Source organism: Embleya sp. NBC_00896 (assembly GCF_045207785.1).
Classification (GTDB): Bacteria; Actinomycetota; Actinomycetes; order Streptomycetales; family Streptomycetaceae; genus Embleya.
This window is the reverse complement of record NZ_CP108776.1, coordinates 1920329-1941262: the sequence shown is the minus strand read 5'-3', so window position 1 is coordinate 1941262 and position 20934 is coordinate 1920329. Positions and strand designations below refer to the sequence as shown.

18 protein-coding genes and 1 pseudogene are annotated in these 20934 nt (G+C 69.9%); 11 read left to right on the top strand and 8 right to left on the bottom strand.

Going from position 1 to position 20934, the window contains the following annotated elements:
• Positions 1 to 5: 5 nt before the first annotated feature.
• The gene (locus OG928_RS08730; protein WP_406281240.1) at positions 6 to 206 is read right to left on the bottom strand and encodes a DUF397 domain-containing protein; all 201 of its coding nucleotides are present in this window, start codon (positions 204 to 206) and stop codon (positions 6 to 8) included.
• Positions 207 to 237: 31 nt separating this feature from the next.
• The gene (locus tag OG928_RS08725) at positions 238 to 1098 is read right to left on the bottom strand and encodes a helix-turn-helix domain-containing protein (RefSeq protein ID WP_406281238.1); all 861 of its coding nucleotides are present in this window, start codon (positions 1096 to 1098) and stop codon (positions 238 to 240) included.
• 176 nt (positions 1099 to 1274) lie between these two features.
• On the opposite strand from OG928_RS08725, the gene OG928_RS08720 reads away from it, so the two are divergent.
• The 5 genes from OG928_RS08720 (at position 1275) to OG928_RS08700 (ending at position 4708) form a co-directional block, all read left to right on the top strand.
• Positions 1275 to 1703, top strand: a complete 429-nt coding sequence (locus OG928_RS08720) for an ATP-binding protein (RefSeq protein WP_406281236.1) — start codon at positions 1275 to 1277, stop codon at positions 1701 to 1703.
• A 149-nt stretch (positions 1704 to 1852) separates the two neighbouring features.
• Positions 1853 to 2278 (top strand): hypothetical protein, encoded by a 426-nt coding sequence (locus tag OG928_RS08715; protein ID WP_406281234.1) that lies wholly within the window; start codon positions 1853 to 1855, stop codon positions 2276 to 2278.
• The gene (locus tag OG928_RS08710) at positions 2278 to 3738 is read left to right on the top strand and encodes a hypothetical protein (protein WP_406281232.1); all 1461 of its coding nucleotides are present in this window, start codon (positions 2278 to 2280) and stop codon (positions 3736 to 3738) included. The genes OG928_RS08715 and OG928_RS08710 overlap by 1 nt, the downstream gene beginning before the upstream one ends.
• On the top strand, positions 3732 to 4220 hold the full coding sequence (locus tag OG928_RS08705) for a hypothetical protein (protein WP_406281230.1): 489 nt from the start codon (positions 3732 to 3734) through the stop codon (positions 4218 to 4220). Before OG928_RS08710 ends, OG928_RS08705 begins: the two co-directional genes overlap by 7 nt.
• A gap of 44 nt (positions 4221 to 4264) precedes the next feature.
• The gene (locus tag OG928_RS08700; RefSeq protein WP_406281228.1) at positions 4265 to 4708 is read left to right on the top strand and encodes a hypothetical protein; all 444 of its coding nucleotides are present in this window, start codon (positions 4265 to 4267) and stop codon (positions 4706 to 4708) included.
• Between the two features lie 75 nt (positions 4709 to 4783).
• Here the strand turns inward: OG928_RS08700 and OG928_RS08695 are convergent, their stop codons facing one another.
• Together OG928_RS08695 and OG928_RS08690 are read right to left on the bottom strand one after the other, a co-directional pair.
• Positions 4784 to 6901, bottom strand: a complete 2118-nt coding sequence (locus tag OG928_RS08695; RefSeq protein ID WP_406281226.1) for a 3-hydroxyacyl-CoA dehydrogenase NAD-binding domain-containing protein — start codon at positions 6899 to 6901, stop codon at positions 4784 to 4786.
• Positions 6898 to 8103 (bottom strand): thiolase family protein, encoded by a 1206-nt coding sequence (locus tag OG928_RS08690; protein ID WP_406281224.1) that lies wholly within the window; start codon positions 8101 to 8103, stop codon positions 6898 to 6900. Before OG928_RS08690 ends, OG928_RS08695 begins: the two co-directional genes overlap by 4 nt.
• Before the next feature lie 470 nt (positions 8104 to 8573).
• On the opposite strand from OG928_RS08690, the gene efeO reads away from it, so the two are divergent.
• Positions 8574 to 9707 (top strand): iron uptake system protein EfeO, encoded by a 1134-nt coding sequence (efeO, locus tag OG928_RS08685; RefSeq protein WP_406281222.1) that lies wholly within the window; start codon positions 8574 to 8576, stop codon positions 9705 to 9707.
• Between the two features lie 114 nt (positions 9708 to 9821).
• Positions 9822 to 11102 (top strand): iron uptake transporter deferrochelatase/peroxidase subunit, encoded by a 1281-nt coding sequence (efeB, locus tag OG928_RS08680; RefSeq protein WP_406281220.1) that lies wholly within the window; start codon positions 9822 to 9824, stop codon positions 11100 to 11102.
• A 183-nt stretch (positions 11103 to 11285) separates the two neighbouring features.
• On the opposite strand, the gene efeU is transcribed toward efeB, so the two are convergent.
• The 4 genes and pseudogenes from efeU to OG928_RS08660 all read right to left on the bottom strand — a co-directional run bounded on the left by efeU (position 11286) and on the right by OG928_RS08660 (position 15446).
• On the bottom strand, positions 11286 to 12137 hold the full coding sequence (gene efeU / locus OG928_RS08675) for an iron uptake transporter permease EfeU (protein WP_406281218.1): 852 nt from the start codon (positions 12135 to 12137) through the stop codon (positions 11286 to 11288).
• 148 nt (positions 12138 to 12285) lie between these two features.
• Positions 12286 to 13561, bottom strand: a pseudogene (locus OG928_RS08670) (HRDC domain-containing protein).
• A 440-nt stretch (positions 13562 to 14001) separates the two neighbouring features.
• Positions 14002 to 14670, bottom strand: a complete 669-nt coding sequence (locus OG928_RS08665; RefSeq protein ID WP_078974877.1) for a response regulator transcription factor — start codon at positions 14668 to 14670, stop codon at positions 14002 to 14004.
• Between the two features lie 179 nt (positions 14671 to 14849).
• Positions 14850 to 15446 carry a DUF3000 domain-containing protein gene (locus tag OG928_RS08660; protein ID WP_406281216.1) on the bottom strand — a complete coding sequence of 199 codons (597 nt, stop codon included), beginning with the start codon at positions 15444 to 15446 and terminating at the stop codon, positions 14850 to 14852.
• A gap of 83 nt (positions 15447 to 15529) precedes the next feature.
• Here OG928_RS08660 and hemE point away from each other — a divergent pair, with 83 nt between their 5' ends.
• From hemE to hemQ, 4 genes are all read left to right on the top strand, one after another.
• Positions 15530 to 16594, top strand: coding sequence for a uroporphyrinogen decarboxylase (hemE, locus tag OG928_RS08655; protein ID WP_406281214.1), 1065 nt, complete (start codon positions 15530 to 15532; stop codon positions 16592 to 16594).
• 714 nt (positions 16595 to 17308) lie between these two features.
• Complete coding sequence (locus OG928_RS08650; protein ID WP_331765748.1) at positions 17309 to 18499, top strand: IS110 family transposase; 1191 nt, start codon at positions 17309 to 17311, stop codon at positions 18497 to 18499.
• Positions 18500 to 18685: 186 nt separating this feature from the next.
• Positions 18686 to 20095, top strand: coding sequence for a protoporphyrinogen oxidase (gene hemG, locus OG928_RS08645; RefSeq protein ID WP_406281212.1), 1410 nt, complete (start codon positions 18686 to 18688; stop codon positions 20093 to 20095).
• A gap of 93 nt (positions 20096 to 20188) precedes the next feature.
• Positions 20189 to 20917, top strand: coding sequence for a hydrogen peroxide-dependent heme synthase (gene hemQ / locus OG928_RS08640; protein WP_406290859.1), 729 nt, complete (start codon positions 20189 to 20191; stop codon positions 20915 to 20917).
• Positions 20918 to 20934 lie beyond the last annotated feature (17 nt).

The following is a 20934-nucleotide window of genomic DNA, read 5'->3' as shown; positions in this document are numbered from 1 at the left end:
CGCCCTCAGCGCGAGCGTGCGCCGAGGACGGAGGTAAGGGCGTGCCATGGGCCCCGGCGGAAGGTCAGGACGGGTGCGGCCGGGCGCTTGGAGTCGCGGACGGCCACGTTGCACGCCGCGCAGGAGTGAGCCTCGACGCATTCACCGTTGACGCCGCTGTATGTGCTTCTGCGCCAACTCGCCGACGAGTGACCGTGCTTGTGCATGTCCCGCCCGCCCGATGAGTTCTTGTGTGTGTCACAGATCCTTGCCCAAATGGGCCAGGAAGGCCAGCGACTCCTTGGGTGCGAGAGCGGCAGCGCGCAGGTGGTCGAAGCCTCCTGTGTAGGTCTGGACTTGTTCGGGCTCTTCGACGTAGAGACTGCTCGTCAGATTTTCGATGTAGACGACGTCGAGCGCGGCCAGAGCCGGAAACGACACGATGGCGAAGGGACCGTGCATGCCCGCGTGTGCTCCGGCCGCGAACGGCAGTACCTGCACCGTGACGTTGGGAACCGCTGCCCACTCGCGGATGTGCTGGATCTGAGCCCGCATCACTTCGCGTCCGCCGACTACGTGGCGGACCGCCGCCTCGTGGACTACGACCCAGAGGGACAAGGGATTCTGAGCCCGCGTCAGCACTTCTTGTCGGGCCGTCCGGACGGCGACACGGGCCGCGACCTGCTCAGGGGTGTCCTGGATGTGGTGGGACTCGATGATGGCGGTCAGGTAATCCTCCGTTTGAAGGAGACCGGGAATCAGCAGCGGCTGGAAGTTGCGGACGCTGGACGCGGTTGCCTCCAAGCCGATGAAGTCCGTGTGTTCCTGGTCCAGCGTGCCGCTGTACTGATGCCACCAACCGCGTTGATAGCTGGTGCGGGCCAACGCTTCGAGGGCGGTCCGGAGCCCTTCGTCGTCGACCCCGTATCGGCTGAGTAGGTCTCTGACATCCCGGGGGCGCACGCCGGAGCGACCGTTCTCAAGGCGGCTGAGCTTGGAGGCGTGGCAGTCCAGGACTACGGCCGCTTCTTCGGCGGTAATCCCTGCCGTTTCGCGAAGGCTCCTCAACGTGGCGCCGAGTTGACGTCGTCGCACTGACGGACCTGGTTGTGCGGGCATGTTCACTCCATCGAGTTATCTTGCGCCGATCTTTTTTAGAAGCTTGCGAAAACCGGATCGGGCGCCCACGATCGTAGCAAGCGAAATCACGCTCAGTACATCGATCGTGACAGTCGATCAGGGGTGGGCTCGGTCGTGGGCTGCCTCGCATCGCTCGTCTGCGAAGGAGACCTGCAATGCCTGCTGCCGAGACCATCCGAGGTCTGGAACTGACCCTGCCCTGCAATCCCGTCGTCGTTCCGCAGATGCGCCGCGTCCTCGGTGACCTCCTGCTCGCGTGGGGTTTGTCCGCCGACCACGAACTCGCGTACGACGTCCGCCTGATCGCTACCGAGCTGATCGCGAACGCCGTGGAGCACGCCGGTGAGATCGCGTCCGACCTCACGGTGTCGCTGTCCCTGGGCGACGGTTGGCTGCACTTCGGCGTACGCGACGCGCACCCGTTCCGGCCGCGCGCTCTGAACGGAACGCTCGACGAGGTATCCGGACGCGGCCTGCTCATCGTTCGCGAACTCGCCGCTGAGGCAAGGGGATACACCGACGTCGAGCCGCATCCCGACGGCAAGACCATCCGCGTCTCGCTGCCATGGCCGATCCACACGTGACCGCTGCACAGCCGACCGTGGCCCCGTAGACCGACGCCAACCGACTGCTTGACGGTCACCGAGGGCTCGCCTACCGTGACCCAATCGGCGACACGGCCCGCTGCCAAGGCGTAGGCCGGTCGCCGGGTCGACTCACGGGGGTGGGCGTCATGACCGATTTTGTCATCGACCTGGCATGGCTCGACGGCGTATCCGGGCGCTTGGCCGAGGCCGCGTCCGTATCCAAGACCACGTTGGACGCGCTGGAGGAGATCGGTCCCCAGCGCACCGGCCACAAGGATCTCGACAAGGCGTGCTCGGCGTTCCACGAGAAGTGGGACGAGCGCATCCGCGGCTTCACACAAGGAGTGGAGCAGATGCGTCAGGGCGTCGCCGCGGCGAAGGCGAGCTATGGAGCCACCGAGGCCGCCGTTGCCGCGTCCTTCCCCGCGCCGCCCGGTGCACCGGCTACATCGGCCGCGCCGCCGGCCGCCACCGCGCCCGGGCAGACCGGCGCCCCGGCCGCGCCGCCGGCCGCGAACGCCCCGGCTGCGCCTGCTCCGGCCAAGAGCCGCATCGAGCAAGTGATGGGCTGATGTCGGACGCCAAGGACTTCCCGGGGCTCGGCTTCGACCCCGCGCCGGGCATCGTGCCGGCGGTGGAGGGGCTGCTCGGTCAGGTACGCGACGCTGTCAACCGCCTGGGGCAGGTCGAGCAAGAGATGGATTCGGTCCTGCGGGACCCCGCCAAGTGGAGCGGACGCAGCGGAACGGAGTTCTACACGGTCGTCCGCCGCATGGCCGCCAACGCCGGTGTGACCAAGGGGTGTTTGTTCGGCGTGCAACTCGCCCTGAGCGGATGGTCCGCGCTGCTCGCCGACTATCAGCGAAGCGGCCAGTCGCTGGAGCAGCAGGCCCGCCAGGCACGTGAGCGACTCCACCGGGCGAAGAGCGCTCCGGATCTGCACCTCGATCCGTTCTCCGTCGCCATGTCGGGCGGCGACGCGACCGGGCACCCGGACAAGGTGCAGCGGAACCTCGCCGCCAAGGCCGAGGTGGAAAGCGCCGAGAACGACCTCGACGGCATCATCCGCGCCGGCCGGAACGTGAAGCGGATGCACGACGAGTCCGCGAAATCATCCGCGGGCGAGATCAAGAGCGCGATCAAGGCCCTCACGGGAGAGCAGTGGCGTGGGTCCCACCAGTACCCCGGCCCAACGGCGTTCTATCCCGGCGCGATACCTGGAGCGCCCGCGTTCATGGACGACCCCAACTGGGACTACAAGATGGCGGGCGACGTCTACTTCGCGGACGGCCCGCCCCGGCCCGGCCATTCGCGGGTCGAACGGGTGGGTCCGATCGTCCCCGGTAACGGGATCGTCGTCTTCCGTTTCTTCATCTCCGACGAGGAAGCCGCCTTCAAGACGCTGAACGGCGATGGCCGAGACTTCACCGCGACCCCGGGCGCGTCGTCGAGAATGACCCTGGCATGGGATACCGACACGGGGCGCGTCGTATTCGACGTCACTGGTTCGTCGACCACCGGATTCCTCTTCGACGAAGGTGAACTCGACGCACACGCCATCGGTCCGGACGGCAAGAACAAACTCGTCATCGAGAAGAACGAGGCAGAGACGGGGTTCACCGCGAAAATCACCGGACTCAACGCCTTGCTGCCGTATTTCGCGGCCGATGAGCGCGTGGGAATCGAGTTCGAGGGGCCACCCGGAAGTTCGCCACGCGTCACACTCAAGGGCGACGACTATCCCGATTTCGAGGCGATCCAGTACGTACCGAATCGCGATGCCGTCGTGCTGGGGACCGACAAGATGTACAACCCCGAGCTGCCGGGTCTCGACGGAGGACTCGCGGCGGCTCCGTTCATGGGGAAGGATCGGGACCTCGCCTGGGAGGACGGGAAATCCGTCGCTCCCGCCCGCGAAGTGAAGCCCATTGCGCCGATTGTTCCCATGATTGTTCCCGTCCCTTTGCCGTACGTGAAGCCTCCGGATTGGTCCCCGCCTGCGCCTCCGCCGCAACCGGCCGACGCGTGGTGAGAAACACCGGCCGCGCCGGCATCGTGCTGCGAAGCGTCGCGGTCGTGGCGGTTGTCCTGGTTGCCGGGTGCGGTGGCGCAGACGATGCCCCGCCCGACCCGGAGCGGGTCGCGGAGGCGCGACAGGCGGCGACGATCTGGTTGAGTGCGACCTGGCGTCACGACGACGCGGGGGCGTGTCCGAACGTCGGGATCCAGCCTCGCTCCACGCCGCCCTTCGGCGGATGTGGTCAAGGTGGAAGCAGCCTGTCCAAGGCGTTCAACCCACAGGCGGAACCGTTGACTTCGGTTGTGATCGACAAGATCTCCGTCGACGGTGACCGCGCCGAATTCGATACCGATCACGTCACGGTCAATGGTCGCCCGTTGTCCGAGTCGGTCGATCGCGCGGCGGGGGACGGGCATACGCGCTATGTGCTGCGCTTCACGCGGGTGTCGAACCTCTGGTACTTCGCGACCTTCAAATCCGACGGATGGGTTTAGTGCGGGCAGACGGTGGACGCGTGAGGGGCGGTGTTCTGCGGGGCTTGGTGGTGGGCCTGCTGGTTGCCGGATGTGGGGGGTCGCACGAGCCGGATTCCGATCCGGTGATGGTTGCGGAGGCGAGAAGTGCCGCGCTCATCTGGTTCAGCGCGACGTGGCGGAACGATTTCGAGGCCGCGTGTCCCAATATCAAGGCTCAGAGCGCTGCCACGCCGCCTTTCGGTGGGTGTGGCATGGCGGCGACCAACCTGTGGAAATCGATGAATCCGGATGCCGAGGCGCTGGTCTCGGTCGACATCACCAGGCTCGAACTCGACGATGGCAGGGCCCGGTTCGATTCGGACCACGTCACGGTGAACGGTCGGCCTCTGGCGGAGTCCGTGGATCGGGCCGCCGGTGGGCAGGCGCACGTTCGCTATATCTACATGTTCCGACGTATTCAGAATCTGTGGTATTTCCAGAAGGCCGACTCGGAATCCGCCTTCTGATCCACCGGTGACCGGAAAGCCGAAGGGCGGCCCTGTGGATCAGGGCCGCCCTTCGGATGTTGTCGACTGCCGCGACTACTGCGGTACCGACGCGACCCCCGCCGGGAGGAAGCGCTTGCCCGCGGTCTTCTCGCTGACGGCCGCCCGGTCCAGGTACGGCGTGATGCCGCCGAGGTGGAACGGCCAGCCGGCGCCGGTGATCATGCACAGGTCGATGTCCTGCGGGGCGGCCACGACGCCCTCTTCGAGCATGCGGTTGATCTCGTCGGCCAGGGCGGCCAACGCGCGGTCGCGGACCTGCTCCTCGGTGGAGGGGTTGTCGCCCACCTCCAGGAGGGCGGCCACCTCCGGGTCGACCTCGGGGGCGCCGGACGCCCAGGTGAGGAACGACCGCTTGCCGGCCTTGACGACCCGCTCCAGGTTGGGCGAGACGGCGAAGCGGTCCGGGAACGCGGTGTGCAGCGTGCCCGCCACGTGGGCGGCGATCGCCGGGCCGACGAGTTCCAGCAGGACCATCGGGGACATCGGCAGCCCCAGCGGCGCCAGCGCGCTGTCGGCGACCTCGATCGGGGTGCCCTCGTCGACCGCGGTCAGCACCTCGCCCAGGAAGCGGGTGAGGATCCGGTTGACCACGAACGCCGGGGCGTCCTTGACCAGGACCGAGGTCTTCTTGAGCTGCTTGGACACGGCGAACGCGGTGGCCAGGGCCCCGTCGTCGGTCTGCTCCGCGCGGACGATCTCGAGCAGCGGGAGCACCGCGACCGGGTTGAAGAAGTGGAAGCCCACGACGCGCTCGGGGTGCTCCAGCTTCGAGGCCATCTCGGTGATCGACAGCGACGAGGTGTTGGTCGCCAGGATGCACGTCGGCGAGACCACGGCCTCGACCTCGGCGAACACCTGCTGCTTGACCGACATCTCCTCGAACACGGCCTCGATCACGAAGTCGGCGTCCGCGAACGCGTCCTTGGTCAGCGAGCCGGTCACCAGCGCCTTGAGGCGGTTCGCGGCGTCGGCCGAGATCCGCTTCTTGAGCAGCAGCTTGTCGACCTCGTCGTGCACGTAGCCGACGCCCTTGTCCACCCGCTCCTGGTCGATGTCGGTCAGCACGACCGGCACCCGCAGGCGACGCGCGAACAGCAGCGCGAGCTGGGAGGCCATCAGACCGGCGCCCACGACGCCGACCTTGGTGACCGGGCGGGCCAGCTTGCGGTCGGGGGCACCGGCCGGGCGCTTGGCGCGCTTTTGGATCAGGTTGAACGAGTACAGGCCCGCGCGCAGTTCGTCGCCCATGATCAGGTCGGCGAGCGCGTCGTCCTCGGCGTCGAAGCCGGCCTGGAAGTCGCCGGAGCGAGCCGCGTCGATGATCTCCAGCGCGCGGTAGGGCGCGGGGGAGGCCCCGTGCACCTTCGAGTCCGCGATCGCCTTGCCGCGCGCGATCGCCGCGTCCCAGCCCGCGCCGCGGTCCAGCTGCGGGCGCTCGACGACGACCTCGCCGGTGAGCACCTTGCCCGCCCACGCCAGCGACTGGGCGAGGAAGTCGGCCGAGTCGACCAGGGCGTCCGCGATCCCGAGCTTGAACGCCTTGGGACCGTTGAGCTGGCGGTTCTGGTTCAGCGCGTTCTCGATGATCACCGTGACCGCGTTGTCCGGGCCGATCAGGTTCGGCAGCAGTACGCAGCCGCCCCAACCCGGGACCAGACCCAGGAAGCACTCCGGCAGCGAGAACGCCGGTACCGCGGTGGAGATCGTGCGGTAGGTGCAGGCCAGGCCGATCTCGACGCCGCCGCCCATCGCCGCGCCGTTGTAGAACGCGAACGTCGGCACGGGCAGCGCGGAGAGCCGCTTGAACGTGTCGTGGCCGGCCTTGCCGATGGCGTGCGCGTGCTCGCGCTTGCCGACCTTCTCGACGCCCTTGAGGTCGGCGCCGACCGCGAAGATGAACGGCTTGCCGGTGATGCCGGCCGCGACGACCTCGCCCGCGGCGGCGAGCGCCTGGACCTTGTCGATCGCGCCGTTCAGCTCGTTCAGGCCCGCCGGGCCGAACGTGTTCGGCTTCGTGTGGTCGAAACCGTTGTCGATCGTGATCAGCGCGAACTTGCCCGCGCCGCCCGGCAGATCGAGCACGCGCACGGGGAAGTGCGACACCAGCTCGTCCGGGAACACCTCGGCGGCCAGCTGCGAGAGGTCGCTCACTTGTCGTTCCCTTCCCAGTTCGGGTTCTCCCAGATGACGGTCCCGCCCATGCCGAGCCCGATGCACATCGAGGTCAGGCCGTAGCGGACCTCGGGGTGCTCCTCGAACTGCCGCGCGAGCTGCGTCATCAGGCGCACACCCGACGAGGCCAGCGGGTGGCCGTACGCGATCGCGCCGCCGTACTTGTTCACACGCGCGTCGTCGTCGGCGATGCCGTAGTGGTCCAGGAAGGACAGCACCTGGACGGCGAACGCCTCGTTCAGCTCGAAGAGGCCGATGTCGTCGATCGTGAGACCGGCGCGCTCCAGGGCCTTCTCGGTGGCCGGGACCGGGCCGATGCCCATGACCTCGGGCTCGACGCCGGCGAACGCGAACTGCACGAGCCGCATCTTGACCGGCAGGCCCAGCTCGCGCGCGGTGTCCTCGGAGGCGAGCAGACACGCGGTCGCGCCGTCGTTGAGACCGGCCGCGTTGCCCGCGGTGACCCGGCCGTGCGGACGGAACGGGGTCTTGAGCGTGCCGAGGCCCTCGAGCGTGGTGCCCGGGCGCATCGGCTCGTCGGCGGTGGCCAGACCCCAGCCCTGCTCGACCGAGCGGGCCGCGACCGGCACCAGGTCGGGCTGGATCTTGTTGTCGGCGTACGCCTTGGCCGCCTTCTCCTGGCTGCCCAGGGCGTACCGGTCGGAACGCTCCTTGGTCAGCTGCGGGAAGCGGTCGTGGATGTTCTCCGCGGTGTTGCCCATGACGAGCGCCGACGGGTCCACGAGCTGCTCGGAGATGATCCGCGGGTTCGGGTCGGCGCCCTCGCCCATGGGGTGGCGTCCCATGTGCTCGACGCCACCGGCGACCACGACGTCGTACGCGCCGAACGCGATGCCGCCGGCGGCCGTGGTGACCGCGGTCATGGCGCCCGCGCACATGCGGTCGATCGAGTAGCCGGGCACCTCACGCGGCAGACCCGCGAGCAGTGCCGCGGTGCGGCCGATGGTCAGGCCCTGGTCGCCGATCTGCGTGGTGGCCGCGATCGCGACCTCGTCCACGCGGGCCGGCGGCAGCGACGGGTTGCGGCGCATCAGTTCACGGATACACGCGATGACGAGGTCGTCGGCTCGCGTCTCGTGGTAGATGCCCTTGGGGCCGGCCTTGCCGAAAGGGGTACGGACGCCGTCTACGAAGACAACGTCCCGGACGTTACGAGGCACGAGCGCACACTCCTCCTGCGATGGGTACGGACCCCATGCTACTCATGAGTAACCAAAGGTCCTAGCCCTCGGTCCCACTCCGATCCCGGACGCGTGGGAGCCGAGCCGCGCGAACATCGGCGCGGGCGGAGTGCGCCGACCGGCGAGGTGATCGCGGACGCTCCGGATTGAACGGACTTGGCCCGACCCTACGGATATATCGGTCCTGCACCGGTATGCCGCGCCTGACGATCCGAGCGGCGACGTGACGTGATCCACGTTCGACGAGCCGGGCCTTTACCCGCTCTTGACGATGTGGGCGCATTCGGCTGACAAAATAAGCCAAGCCTAGGCTTGGTTAGCCTTGCCTAATATCTGCTGTTTTCTCGCACCACCTGTTTTCCCGCACCACGCATCACTTTCGTTCGTCCCACGCACCACGCCTGCCGGGCCTCGACCCGTCTCCGCCTGTCTCGTCCCCGGGAGAGTCAATGTCTGCCGTTCGTCGCCGCCCCACCGCCCGAGTGGTGGGCGCCGGCCTGCTGCTCGCCCTGCCTCTCGCGCTCACCGCGTGCGGCAGCGACGACTCGTCCGGCGACGCCGTCAAGGTCACCGCCAAGGACAAGTCCTGCGACGTCGCCAAGAAGGACTGGCCCGCCGGCAAGAACAGCATCAAGGTCACCAACAAGGGCAGCCAGGTGACCGAGCTGTACGTCTACGCCCAAGGCGACCGCATAGTCACCGAGCGGGAGAACATCGGCCCCGGCACCTCCGCGACGCTGACCTTCGAGATCAAGGCCGGCAAGTACGAGATCGCCTGCAAGCCCGGTATGAAGGGTGACGGCATCCGCCAGGCGATCACCGTCGCGGGCACCCCCGTCGAGAAGCCGATCGACCCGCGCCTGGCGACCGCCGTCGCGCACTACCGGACGTTCACGACCGAGACGGTCGACCAGATGATGCCGATCGCCACCGAGTTCGTGAACGCGGTCAAGGCCGGCGACGTGGCCAAGGCGAAGGACCTGTACCCGAAGTCGCGCCTCGGCTGGGAGACCATCGAGACCGTGGCCGAGAGCTTCGGCGAGCTCGACCCGAAGGTGGACCTCCGCGAGGCCGACCTGGAGCCGGGGCAGGAGTGGTCCGGCTGGCACCGGCTGGAGAAGACCCTGTGGACGACGGGGCAGATCACCGACGAGGACCGGAAGTACGCGGACCGACTGCTGGCCGACCTCAAGTCGCTCCAGATGCAGATCGGCACCGCCGAGATCACCCCGACCTCGATCGCCAACGGCGCCAAGGGCCTGCTCGACGAGGTCGCGGTCGGCAAGGTCACCGGCGAGGAAGAGGCGTTCAGCCACACCGACCTGTGGGACTTCGCGGGCAACGTGGACGGTGCCAAGAAGGCGTTCGACCTGCTCAAGCCGTTCGTGGCGGAGAAGGACGCGGCGCTGGCCACCACCCTCGACGCCGAGTTCACCAAGATCCAGGGTCTGCTGGCCAAGTACAAGCAGGGCGAGGGCTACGTCTCCTACAACACCGTGGACGAGGCCAAGCGCAAGGAACTGTCGGACGCGGTCAACGCGCTCGGCGAACCGCTGTCGAAGCTGGCCGGCGTCGTCGCCTAGCGCCGGAGTCGAAGCCGGGGCCGGAAACGGTCACGGCCGCGGCGCCGATGCGCCGCCGGGCGATACCCCGCCCACCGCACGTCCAGCCAACCGAACATCCATAGGGAGGGTCCCATGACCGAGACCGAACACGTCGACAAGGCCGTCGAGTCGGCGGACGACGGTTTCAGCCGTCGAGCCCTCCTCGGTTGGACCGGTGGCGCACTCGTGGTCGGCGCCGCGGCGGCCGGCGGCGTCGCCGCCGCGGTCACCACGACCGACGACGGCAAGGCCGCCGGCCCCAAGGTGGGCCAGGTGGACTTCCACGGCGCCCACCAGGCCGGGATCGCCACGCCGGTCCAGGACCGGTTGCACTTCTGCGTGTTCGACGTGATCACCGACGACCGCGCCAAGCTGGTCCGGATGCTCCAGCAGTGGAGCGCGGCCGCCGCCGCGATGACCGCCGGCAAGGCGATCGGGACCGGCGCGGACAGCGGGGTCGTGGAGTCCCCGCCCGACGACACCGGCGAGGCGGTCGGCCTGCCGCCGAACAACCTCACGCTCACCGTCGGGTTCGGCCCCACGCTGTTCACCAAGGACGGCAAGGACCGCTTCGGGATCGCCGCCAAGCGGCCCGAGGCGCTCGCCGACCTGCCCACGTTCCCCGGCGACAACCTCGACCCGCAGCGGTCGGGCGGCGACATCGCCGTCCAGGCCTGCGCCGACGACCCCCAGGTCGCCGTGCACGCGATCCGCAACCTGGCCAGGATCGGCTTCGGCGTGGTGTCGGTGCGCTGGTCGCAGCTCGGCTTCGGCAAGACGTCCTCGACCACGCCCGAGGCGATGACGCCGCGCAACCTGTTCGGGTTCAAGGACGGCACCCGCAACATCGCCGGCACCGAGACCGACCGCCTGCGCGAGCACGTGTGGGTGCCGGCGGGCGAGGGACCGCAGTGGATGGCCGACGGCTCCTACCTGGTCGCGCGCCGGATCCGCATGCACATCGAGCCCTGGGACCGCACCTCGCTGCAGGAGCAGCAGGACCTGATCGGCCGGACCAAGGGAGTCGGCGCCCCGCACGGCGCGATCGGCGAGCACGACCCGGTGCCGCTGAAGGCGCTGGCCCCGGACGCGCACGTGCGGCTCTCGCACCCGGACAGCAACGGCGGCGCGACCATCCTGCGCCGCGGCTACTCGTTCGTGGACGGTTCGGACGGGCTCGGCCGGCTGGAGGCGGGCCTGTTCTTCCTGGCCTACCAGCGCGACCCGCGCAAGGGCTTCGTCCCGATCCAGCAGAACCTGGCGAGCAACGACGGGTTGAACGAGTACATCCAGCACGTGGGTTCGGCCCTGTTCGCGTGCCCCGGCGGCGTGCGCGGGGCGGACGACTACTGGGGCAAGGCGCTGTTCGGCTGACCGCGGTCGCGTCCGCGCGGCCACCGGGGCCGCGCGGGTGCGCAACCCCGCCCGGCCGGCGGTACGAAGAGCCCGACCGATGAGCACGACTCGATGAGCCCTATCCGCGAAGAGCCCGATCCGAAGACCATCGGATCGGGCTCTTCGCGGATCGGGCTCTTTGTGCTGCCCGCGAGCGGGGGATCAGGCGGTCGTGGTCGCGGCCTCGCGCGTGGCCGGCTTCGCGGCCTTGTTCGTGCCCTTGGGGAGCAGGAAGAACAGCGCCATGACCGGGACCACGTAGGCGAGCCAGACGACGACCTGGAGAACCGTGGGGTCGGGCTGGAAGTTGAGGATGCCCTTGAGCAGCGTGCCGTACCAGCTGTCCGGCGGGATCGTGTCGGTGATGTCGAACGCCCGGTTCGTCAGGCCGGGGATGAAGTCGGCCTCCTGCAGGTCGTGCACGCCGTACGCGAGCACGCCGGCGGCGACGACCACCAGGCCCGCGCCGGTCCACAGGAAGAACTTGGCGAGGTTGATCCGGATCGCGCCCGCGTAGAAGAGGTAGCCGAGCACGACCGCGGTGATCAGGCCGAGGCCGACGCCGATCATCGGCTGGGTGTTCTCGCCGGTCGAGCGGGCCGTGCCCCATACGATGACCGCGGTCTCCAGGCCCTCGCGGCCGACCGACAGGAACGCGGTCAGGACGAGGGCGCCGGTGCCCATCGCCAACGCGTGGTCGAGCTTGCCCTGAAGTTCCGCCTTGAGCGCGTGCGAGGTGCGGCGCATCCAGAAGATCATCCAGGTGACGAGCAGCACCGCGACGATCGAGAGCGAGCCGCCGAACAGTTCCTGTTGCTCGAACGTCATCTCGGCCGAGGTCAGCTCCAGCGTCGCCTCCAGGGCCACGCTCAGCGCGACCGCCGCGCCGACGCCGAACCACACCGCGGGCAGTGCGTCGCGGCGGTTGCTCTTGACCAGGTAGGCGATGAGGATGCTGACCACGAGGGCGGCCTCGAGGCCCTCGCGCAGGCCAATCAGATAGTTGGCGAACACTGGTTACCCCGCTTGCTCGAACAAATATAGAAAAATTAGGCGAGGCTAACCAAACCATCCGACCCGAGTCGGCGTCAATGCAGACAAAGCAAAGCTGGGGTATTGCGCCGTACACCGGGCCGGTCGGAAGTCCCGGCCCGGTGCGTGCTCAGGCGCTCGTGCCGTTGGCGGCGTGCGCGGCCAGGCGCAGGAACGCGCCGGACAACGCGGGCGCGGTCAGCGAGATCTGCCACGGCCGCGCGCCGAACGCGCGCAGCACGTCGCCGACCGCGTCGGCGGTGGGCCGCCGGCCGGGGCCACGCGAGGCGGCGCACATAGTCCGGGGCGAGCAGGTTCTCGGTGGGCAGCGTGTGCTCGTCCGCGATGGCGGCCACAGCGGTCTTGGCGGCGGTCAGGCGCTCCGCGGCGGCCGGGTCCTTGTCCGTCCACGCGCGCGCCGGCGGCGGGCCCTCGTGGGGCAGCGTGGACATCGGCAGTTCGACCTCGGGCAGCGCCCGGGCCTGCTCGATCGAGGCCAGCCACACACCGGCCTGGCGCCGGCTGTCCCGACCGGTGAAGCCGGGCAGCGCGAGCAGCGTCGCCACCGACGCGGGGCCCGCGAGCGCGGCCTCGACGATCGCGGTGTCCGGGATGACCCGGCCCGGCGAGACGTCCTTCTGCCGGGCGATCGCGTCCCTGGCCAGCCACAACGAGCGCACGATCGCCAGCTGGCGGCGGCGCCGCACGCGGTGCAGGCCGGACGTGCGCCGCCAGGGGTCCACGCGCGGCGGCGGGGGCGGCGCGGCGGCGATCGCGGCGAACTCCTGCAGGGCCCAGTCGAGCTTGCCCTGCTCGGTCAGGATGCCCTCGAGCTCGTTGCGCAGCTCGATCAGCACTTCGACGTCGAGCGCCGCGTAGCGCAGCCACGGCTCGGGCAGCGGGCGCGTGGACCAGTCCACGGCCGAGTGCCCCTTCTCCAGGGAGAAACCGAGCACGGCCTCGACCATCGCGCCGAGTCCCACCCGCGGGAAGGCGGCGAGCCGCCCGGCCAGCTCGGTGTCGAAGATCCGCCGCGGGATCATGCCGACCTCGGCCAGGCAGGGCAGGTCCTGCGACGCGGCGTGCAGGACCCACTCGGCGTCGACGATCGCCGCGCCGAGCTCGGACAGGTCCGGGCACGCGGCGGGGTCGACCAGGGCGCTGCCCGCGCCGGCCCGGCGCAGTTGGATCAGATAGGCGCGTTGTCCGTAGCGATAGCCCGACGCCCGTTCGGCGTCGACGGCGACCGGTCCCGCTCCGGCGGCGAAGGCGGCGACGGTCTCGGCGAGCGCCTGTGGATCCGCCACGACCGGCGGTACGCCCTCACGAGGAGCCAGCAAAGGGACCGGCGCCGGGGGGACCGGCGCCGGAAGTTCGGATGAGGTTTCGAAGGAGGCGTCGGTCACCCCACCAAAATAACCCGCCCGTCCACCCGATCGGGCAGGTCCCCGCCAAGGTGGGCGCGCCCCGCACGGTGTACGGCGGTCGGAAACAGCACAAAAACCACCAGGTCGAGGGACCGCGGGCGGGGTCGGGGGCCGGAATCGCCCATGTACCCCCACCCGAAGCACGCGAAAACCGGAATCGCCCGTTCGCCTCGACTCGGGGGCTCGGGGAGCCGAGGGCCCGAAGACTCGGGGAGCCGGGGAGCCGGGGAGCCGGGGAGAGCCGAGGGCCCGAGGAGCAAGCGAGGTCGGCGAGGCCAAGGAACCTCGATCGGCCGCGCACCCCGACGACGGGACGCCGGAAAAGCCGAAACCCGGCGGGTGAACTTCACCCGCCGGGATTCGGCTGTACCTGATGACGTGCCTGATGCCATGTCGGAGGAACCGACTTCGAGCTTTCCTCAGCTGATGATGCCCGCCCGCAACGCGAGGGCCACCATGCCGGCACGGTCGCCCGTGCCCATCTTCCGGGCGATGCGTGCGAGATGGCTCTTGACCGTCAGCGCCGACAGGCCCATCGCCTGACCGATCGCCTTGTTGGACCGGCCCTCCGCGACGAGGCGCAGGACCTCGATCTCGCGCGCAGAAAGCTCCCGAACTCCGGAGCCGGGCTCCGTCCCGCGCTGTTCCGACGGACGCATGCGGTTTGCCTGGGGCATCCCGTGGTGCATTCCGGCTTGCCGTGCGTGTCCTGGGTTCAGTCCCGCTCGCGCACCGGTCACGACATAGCCCCGAACGCCCGCGGCAAGCGCGGAACGAACGGCACCGATGTCGTCGGCTGCGGAGAGTGCCAAGCCGTTCGGCCAACCGGACGCGCGCATCTCGGTGAGAAGCGTGAGTCCGGAGCCGTCCGGCAGGTGCACGTCGGCGACACAGAGGTCGCGCGGCGTGCCGGCACGGGATCGAGCCTCGGCGATGGTCGACGCCCCGACGACGTCGCGTACACCGAGGGCCCACAGGTGGCGGATGACCGCGTCGCGAACCCGAGGGTCAGCGACGACAACCATTGCCGTGGGCTTGGAAGGACGGTAGGCAAGCAGGTTTGCAGGGTGATCGAGAAGTACCGACACCGGGCCTCCTGCGCAGTGATCGCGATTCCCGAAGAAGCGGCCCGACCAGCTACTCCTTCGGGGTGGTCACCCTGTCCTTCGGCACATATGGCGCTCGGCTTTAGAGGAAGATCCAAATCCGTTATGCGACGTTGACCCGGGTGTGTGACCGAGGGGTCTCGGAGCGGTCGGTCGGCGGGTCAGGAACCGGGTCGCGAGGGCCGTCGCGGCATGGCGACAACGCCCTCACCGGCCACGACGGGCGGCAGACCGGCGCAGGTGCACATGAGTTCGGTCCAGGCCAACAGGTGCGGGAGCAGGTCGTCGCCGACCGGCGTCCACGACGCCCTGACCTCGATCTCGGTCCGGGCGATCTGCCCCGAGAGGCCGCCGAAGCCCTGGGACGTGCTGCGGCTGACCGTGCCGCTGGGGGCCCGGTACGCCGCGTCGACCGCGTGCAACGACTCGGTGAGCCAGGTCCACCCGACCTCGGGCAGCAGCGGGTCCATGGCCAGCTCGGGTTCGAGCTCGGCGCGCGTCATGGTGACGACGCGGAACGTGCCCTCCCACGCCTCGTGGCCGGCCGGGTCGTGCAACAGCACGATGCGGCCGCCGGCCAGTTCGTCCTCGTCGTCGCCCAGGGCCACCTCGGCCGCGAACGCCGCCGAGTAGGGGGCCAGGCCGCGTGGCCGGGACATCTCCTCGAGGACGATCTCGGGGCGCAGGATCGCGTCACGCCATCCCGCCAGCGCCTGCCGGAACTCCTCGGGCTCCTCGGTCTCGCCGACTGCTGCCATGCCCCGCAGCCTAGGCGGCGCCGGGGTCGCCACGCCCGGGCGACGCGCCGGGCGGGTCGGACCGGCTGCGGCCGTCTGGGACCATGGCGGACGTGACCGAAACCAGCCTTCCGCACGCCACCGTCCGAGACTCGGCCTTCCTGCGGGCCTGCCGCCGCGAACCCGTTCCGCACACACCGGTGTGGTTCATGCGCCAGGCCGGCCGTTCGCTGCCCGAGTACCGCAAGCTCCGCGAGGGCACCGCGATGCTGGAATCGTGCATGCGGCCGGATCTCGTCACCGAGATCACGTTGCAGCCGGTGCGCCGGCACGGGGTGGACGCGGCGATCTTCTTCAGCGACATCGTCGTCCCGCTCAAGGCGATCGGCGTGGACCTCGACATCAAGCCCGGGGTCGGGCCGGTCGTGGCGAACCCGATCCGCTCGCGCGCCGACCTCGCGCAGTTGCGCGACCTCACGCCGGACGACGTCCCCTACATCACCGAGGCGGTCGGTCAGCTGGTCGGCGAACTCGGCGCGACCCCGCTGATCGGGTTCGCGGGCGCGCCGTTCACGCTCGCGAGCTACCTCGTCGAGGGCGGCCCGTCGAAGAACCACGAGCAGACCAAGGCCCTGATGTACGGGGACCCGCAGCTGTGGGCCGACCTCGTGGACCGGCTCGCGGACATCACGTCGGCGTTCCTGAAGGTACAGATCGAGGCGGGCGCCTCGGCGATCCAGCTGTTCGACTCGTGGGCCGGCGCGCTCTCCGCGGCGGACTATCGGGCGGCGGTGATGCCGGCGAGCACGAAGGTGCTGTCGTCGGTGGAGCACTACGGCGTGCCGCGGATCCACTTCGGGGTGGGCACGGGTGAGCTGCTCAAGATGTTCGGCGAGGCGGGGGCCGATGTGGTCGGCGTCGACTGGCGGATTCCGCTGGACGTGGCCGCGGAGCGGGTCGGGCCGGGGAAGGCGTTGCAGGGCAACCTGGACTCGGCCGTGGTGTTCGCGCCTTGGGACGCGGTGCGGGTGAAGACGGACGAGGTGTTGGCCGCTGGGCGCTTGGCCGAGGGGCACATCTTCAACCTTGGGCATGGGGTGTTGCCGAACACGGATCCCGAGGTGTTGACGCGGATCGTGGAGCATGTGCATGAGGTCAGCGTGCGGTGAGGTGGTGCTGGGGGGTTGGCCTCATGTGCCGGCCGGGCTGGGTGGCCTCAAGCGCCGGCCGGGCTGGGTGGGGCGGCCTGTGGCCGGCTTGTCCTCAAGCGCCGGACGGGCTTGATTTGGCCGGTCTTCGGTCGAGGTGGCCTCAAGCGCCGGCCGGGCTGGGTGGGGCGGCCTGTGGCTGGCTTGTCCTCAAGCGCCGGACGGGCTTGATTTGGCCGGTCTTCGGTTGAGGTGGCCTCAAGCGCCGGCCGGGCTGGGTGGGGCGGCCTGTGGCCGGCTTGTCCTCAAGCGCCGGACGGGCTTGATTTGGCTGGCTTTCGGTCGAGGTGGCCTCAAGCGCCGGCCGGCCGGGCTGGGTGGGGCGGCCTGTGGCCGGCTTGTCCTCAAGCGCCGGACGGGCTTGATTTGGCTGGCTTTCGGTCGAGGTGGCCTCAAGCGCCGGACGGGCTTGATTTGGGCGGCTTTCGGTCGAGGTGGCCTCAGGCGTCCCTACCTTGTTGATGGGCAGGGCGAGCCATTCGTAGGGTTCTCCCACCCAGGGGTGCCGGGTGTGGCTTTCAGGCGTCTGCCGATCGTGGCTTTGTTCGATTTGCCGCCCGGCACCCCGCGACGACTCGGCCGCTGATTAGGAACTGCGATTCGGTCGCTGTGTAGGGACTCGACGGCGAGGTCGTCTGCGGGACAACACGAACCGACAGACTTGCGGAGGCGCTTGTGGCGAGGATCTGGGCCGGGGTGGACGCGGGGAAGACCCACCACCACTGCGTGGCGATCGACGAGAACGGGAAGCGGCTGCTCTCGCGCCGGGTGGCCAACGACGAGCCGGTTTTGCTCGACCTGGTGGCGGACGTCCTGGCCCTGGACACGGACGTGGTGTGGGCCGTCGACCTCACGGACGGCGCCGCGGGCCTGCTCATCGCGCTGCTCGTCAACCACGACCAGCACCTCCTCTACATTCCCGGCCGGGTCGTCAACCGTGCGGCCGACGGCTACCGGGGCGAGGGCAAGACCGACGCGAAGGACGCGGCGATCATCGCCGACCAGGCCCGCGTCCGCCGCGACCTGCACCCGCTGCGGCCCGGCGACGAGCTCACCGTCGAGCTGGGGCTCCTCACCGCCCACCGTATGGACCTCGCCGCCGACCGCACCCGCTCGATCAACCGCCTCCGAGCCCTGCTGACCGGAATATTCCCGGCCTTGGAAAGGGAGTTGGACCTCACCAATGTCGGACCGTTGGTTCTCCTGACGGGTTATCAGACCCCGGCGGCGATCCGCCGCGCGGGCGCCCGGCGACTGGAGACCTGGCTGCACAACCGCAAGGTTCGCAATGCCGCGCAGCTCGCCGCCGGCGCCGTCGCAGCGGCCGAGCGCCAACACACCGCGGTGCCGGGCGAGAAGATCACAGCACGGCTGGTCCACACGTTGGCCAGGGAGGTGATGGCCCTCAACGAGCGGATCGCCGAGACGGACAAGCTCGTCGAGGGCCGGTTTCGCGAGCACGAACACGCCGCCGTGATCACGAGCATGCCCGGCATCGGGCCGTTGCTCGGCGCCGAGTTCCTCGCCGCGACCGGCGGCGACATGAGCGCGTTCGCCACCCCCGACCGCCTCGCCGCGTTCGCCGGCGTCGCCCCGGCCCCGCGCGACTCGGGCAAGGTCAGCGGCAACCTCCACCGCCCCCAGCGCTACAACCGGCGCCTCCAACGCGTGTTCTACACCTCCGCGCTGATCAGCATCCGGTACTGCGACGAGTCCCGCCGCTTCTACGACCGCAAGCGGGCCGAGGGCAAGCGGCACACCCAGGCAGTCCTTGCTCTGGCCCGCCGTCGCGTCAACGTCCTGTGGGCCCTGCTGCGTGACGGACGGTGCTACGAGCCCACACCACCCGTCACACTCGCCGCTTGACAACAAGATTAGGAATCGGACGGGCTTGATTTGGCTGGTCTTTGGTTGAGGTGGCTTCATGCGTCGGGCGGGGTGGGGTTCGGGTTTTGTTGCGTCGATGGGGCGTGTTCCGTGCTCTGGGGTGGCGTCGTGAGAAGGTGCGGTGTGGACAGTTCGCCGGTGGGACACGGTCGTCATGTTGTTGTCGTGGGTGGCGGTATTGCCGGTCTGACGGCTGCTTGGATCCTGCTCAGGGATGGCGATCCCGCGCTTACCGTCACGGTGCTCGAGGGGTCGGCCCGGGTCGGTGGCAAGCTGCATGCCACCACGATCGCGGGCGTAGCGGTGGACGAGGGCGCGGAATCGATGCTCGCGCGGCGCACCGAGTCGATCGACCTCGCTCGCGAGGTCGGCCTCGCCGACGATCTCCAGCCGCCGACCACCGCGAGCGCCTCGCTGTGGACGCGCGGTGCGTTGCGGCCGATGCCGCGCGGACACGTCATGGGTGTGCCCGGCGACCTGGAGCCGTTGGCGGCGAGCGGCGTGCTCTCCGCCGCGGGCCTGGCCCGGATCCCGCTGGACCACGCGCTCGCCACCCACCGCTACGAGGACGATGTCGCGGTGGGCCGCTACGTGGCCGAGCGGCTCGGCCACGAGGTGGTGGACCGGCTGGTCGAGCCGCTGCTCGGCGGCGTGTACGCGGGCAACGCGTACGACATCTCGCTCGCCGCCGCCGTCCCGCAGCTGCTGCCGATCGCGCGCGAGGGCGGCTCGCTCGTCGCCGGGGTGCGCGGGCTGCTCGATGCCGCCGCCGACAAGCCGCAGGGCCCGGTGTTCATGGGCATCCGCGGCGGCATCGGCCGGCTGCCGGTCGCGGTCGCGGGGGCGGTGGTGGCCACCGGACGCGGCGAGATCAGGACCCGCACGACGGTGCGCGAGCTGGACCGTACGCCCACCGGATGGCGCGTGGTGACCGGGCCCACGAGCGCGCCCGCCGCGATCGAGGCCGACGCCGTGGTGCTCGCGGTGCCGGCCGCGCCCGCGGCCAGGCTGCTGCGCCCGCACTCGACGGTCGCGGCGGTGGAGCTGTCCTCGATCGAGTACGCGGGGATGGCCCTGGTCACGCTCGCGTTCCGGCGGTCCGACCTCGACGCGGCGCCGAGCGGGAGCGGGTTCCTGGTCCCGCCGATCGACGGTCGGCGGATCAAGGCGAGCACGTTCGCGTCGAACAAGTGGGGCTGGATCGCCGACGCGGATCCGGACACGTTCGTGCTGCGCACCTCGCTCGGCCGGGTGGGCGAGGAGGCCGTGCTCCAGCGCGCGGACGCCGACCTCGTCGCCGATTCGCTCGCCGATCTGCGCGACGCGATCGGGCTGGCCGCCGAGCCGATCGACGCCCTGGTCTCCCGGTGGGGCGGCGGGCTGCCGCAGTACGCGGTCGGCCACCTCGGCCGGATCGCGTGCGTGCGCGACGCGGTCGACCGGCTACCGGGCCTCGCGGTGTGCGGCGCGGTGTACGAGGGCGTCGGGATCCCGGCCTGCGTCGCGAGCGCGACCAGGGCCGCGGGCGCGGTCCTGGCGCGATTCGCGACGCAGGTCACCCGCCCCGTGCGCTGACCGCGCGCGCGAGCGAGGGAGAATCTACCCATGACGCAAAGCACCGCGCAGAATCTCCCGGAACCGGTCGACGGCGCCCTGCCCGACGCCGCGATCGACGACGACGTCCCGGCACCCGAGGGCGGCCCCGCCCCGGCGCGCAAGAAGGCGCGCGACCTCAACCAGGTCATCAGGTACACGATGTGGTCGGTCTTCCGACTCCGCGAGCCGTTGCCCGGCAGCCGGGCGAGCCTGGCGGGCGAGGTCGAGCAGCTCTTCGAGCAACTGCTCGACAAGGACGTCGTGGTGCGCGGTACGTACGACGTCTCGGGCCTGCGCGCCGACGCGGACATCATGATCTGGTGGCACGCCGAGGACTCGGACGCGCTTCAGGAGGCGTACAACCGCTTCCGTCGCACCGGCCTCGGGCGGCTGCTGGAACCGGTGTGGTCGAACATGGCGCTGCACCGTCCGGCCGAGTTCAACAAGAGCCACATCCCGGCGTTCCTGGCCGACGAGACCCCGCGCGACTACGTCGCGGTGTACCCGTTCGTGCGCTCGTACGAGTGGTACCTGCTGGAGGACGCCGAGCGGCGGGCGCTGCTGGCCGAGCACGGCAAGATGGCGCGCGGCTTCCCGGACGTGCGGGCCAACACGGTGCCGTCGTTCGCGCTCGGCGACTACGAGTGGATCCTGGCCTTCGAGGCCGACGAGCTGTACCGGATCGTCGACCTCATGCGGCACCTGCGCGGCTCGGAGACCCGGCGCCACGTGCGCGAGGAGGTCCCGTTCTACACCGGTCGCCGGCACCCGCTCGGCGAGCTGCTCGCCGGTCTGGCCTGACCCGCCCCGGCCGGCGC

What these genes read in the sequence shown, in the direction of transcription:
- efeO (WP_406281222.1), top strand. Translation starts at nt 8,574, where the DNA reads ATGTCTGCCGTTCGTCGCCGCCCCACCGCCCGAGTGGTGGGCGCCGGC.
- hemE (WP_406281214.1), top strand. Translation starts at nt 15,530, where the DNA reads ATGGCGGACGTGACCGAAACCAGCCTTCCGCACGCCACCGTCCGAGAC.
- OG928_RS08715 (WP_406281234.1), top strand. Translation starts at nt 1,853, where the DNA reads ATGACCGATTTTGTCATCGACCTGGCATGGCTCGACGGCGTATCCGGG.
- OG928_RS08720 (WP_406281236.1), top strand. Translation starts at nt 1,275, where the DNA reads ATGCCTGCTGCCGAGACCATCCGAGGTCTGGAACTGACCCTGCCCTGC.
- OG928_RS08660 (WP_406281216.1), bottom strand. Translation starts at nt 15,446, where the DNA reads ATGGCAGCAGTCGGCGAGACCGAGGAGCCCGAGGAGTTCCGGCAGGCG.
- efeB (WP_406281220.1), top strand. Translation starts at nt 9,822, where the DNA reads ATGACCGAGACCGAACACGTCGACAAGGCCGTCGAGTCGGCGGACGAC.
- OG928_RS08710 (WP_406281232.1), top strand. Translation starts at nt 2,278, where the DNA reads ATGTCGGACGCCAAGGACTTCCCGGGGCTCGGCTTCGACCCCGCGCCG.
- OG928_RS08725 (WP_406281238.1), bottom strand. Translation starts at nt 1,098, where the DNA reads ATGCCCGCACAACCAGGTCCGTCAGTGCGACGACGTCAACTCGGCGCC.
- OG928_RS08730 (WP_406281240.1), bottom strand. Translation starts at nt 206, where the DNA reads ATGCACAAGCACGGTCACTCGTCGGCGAGTTGGCGCAGAAGCACATAC.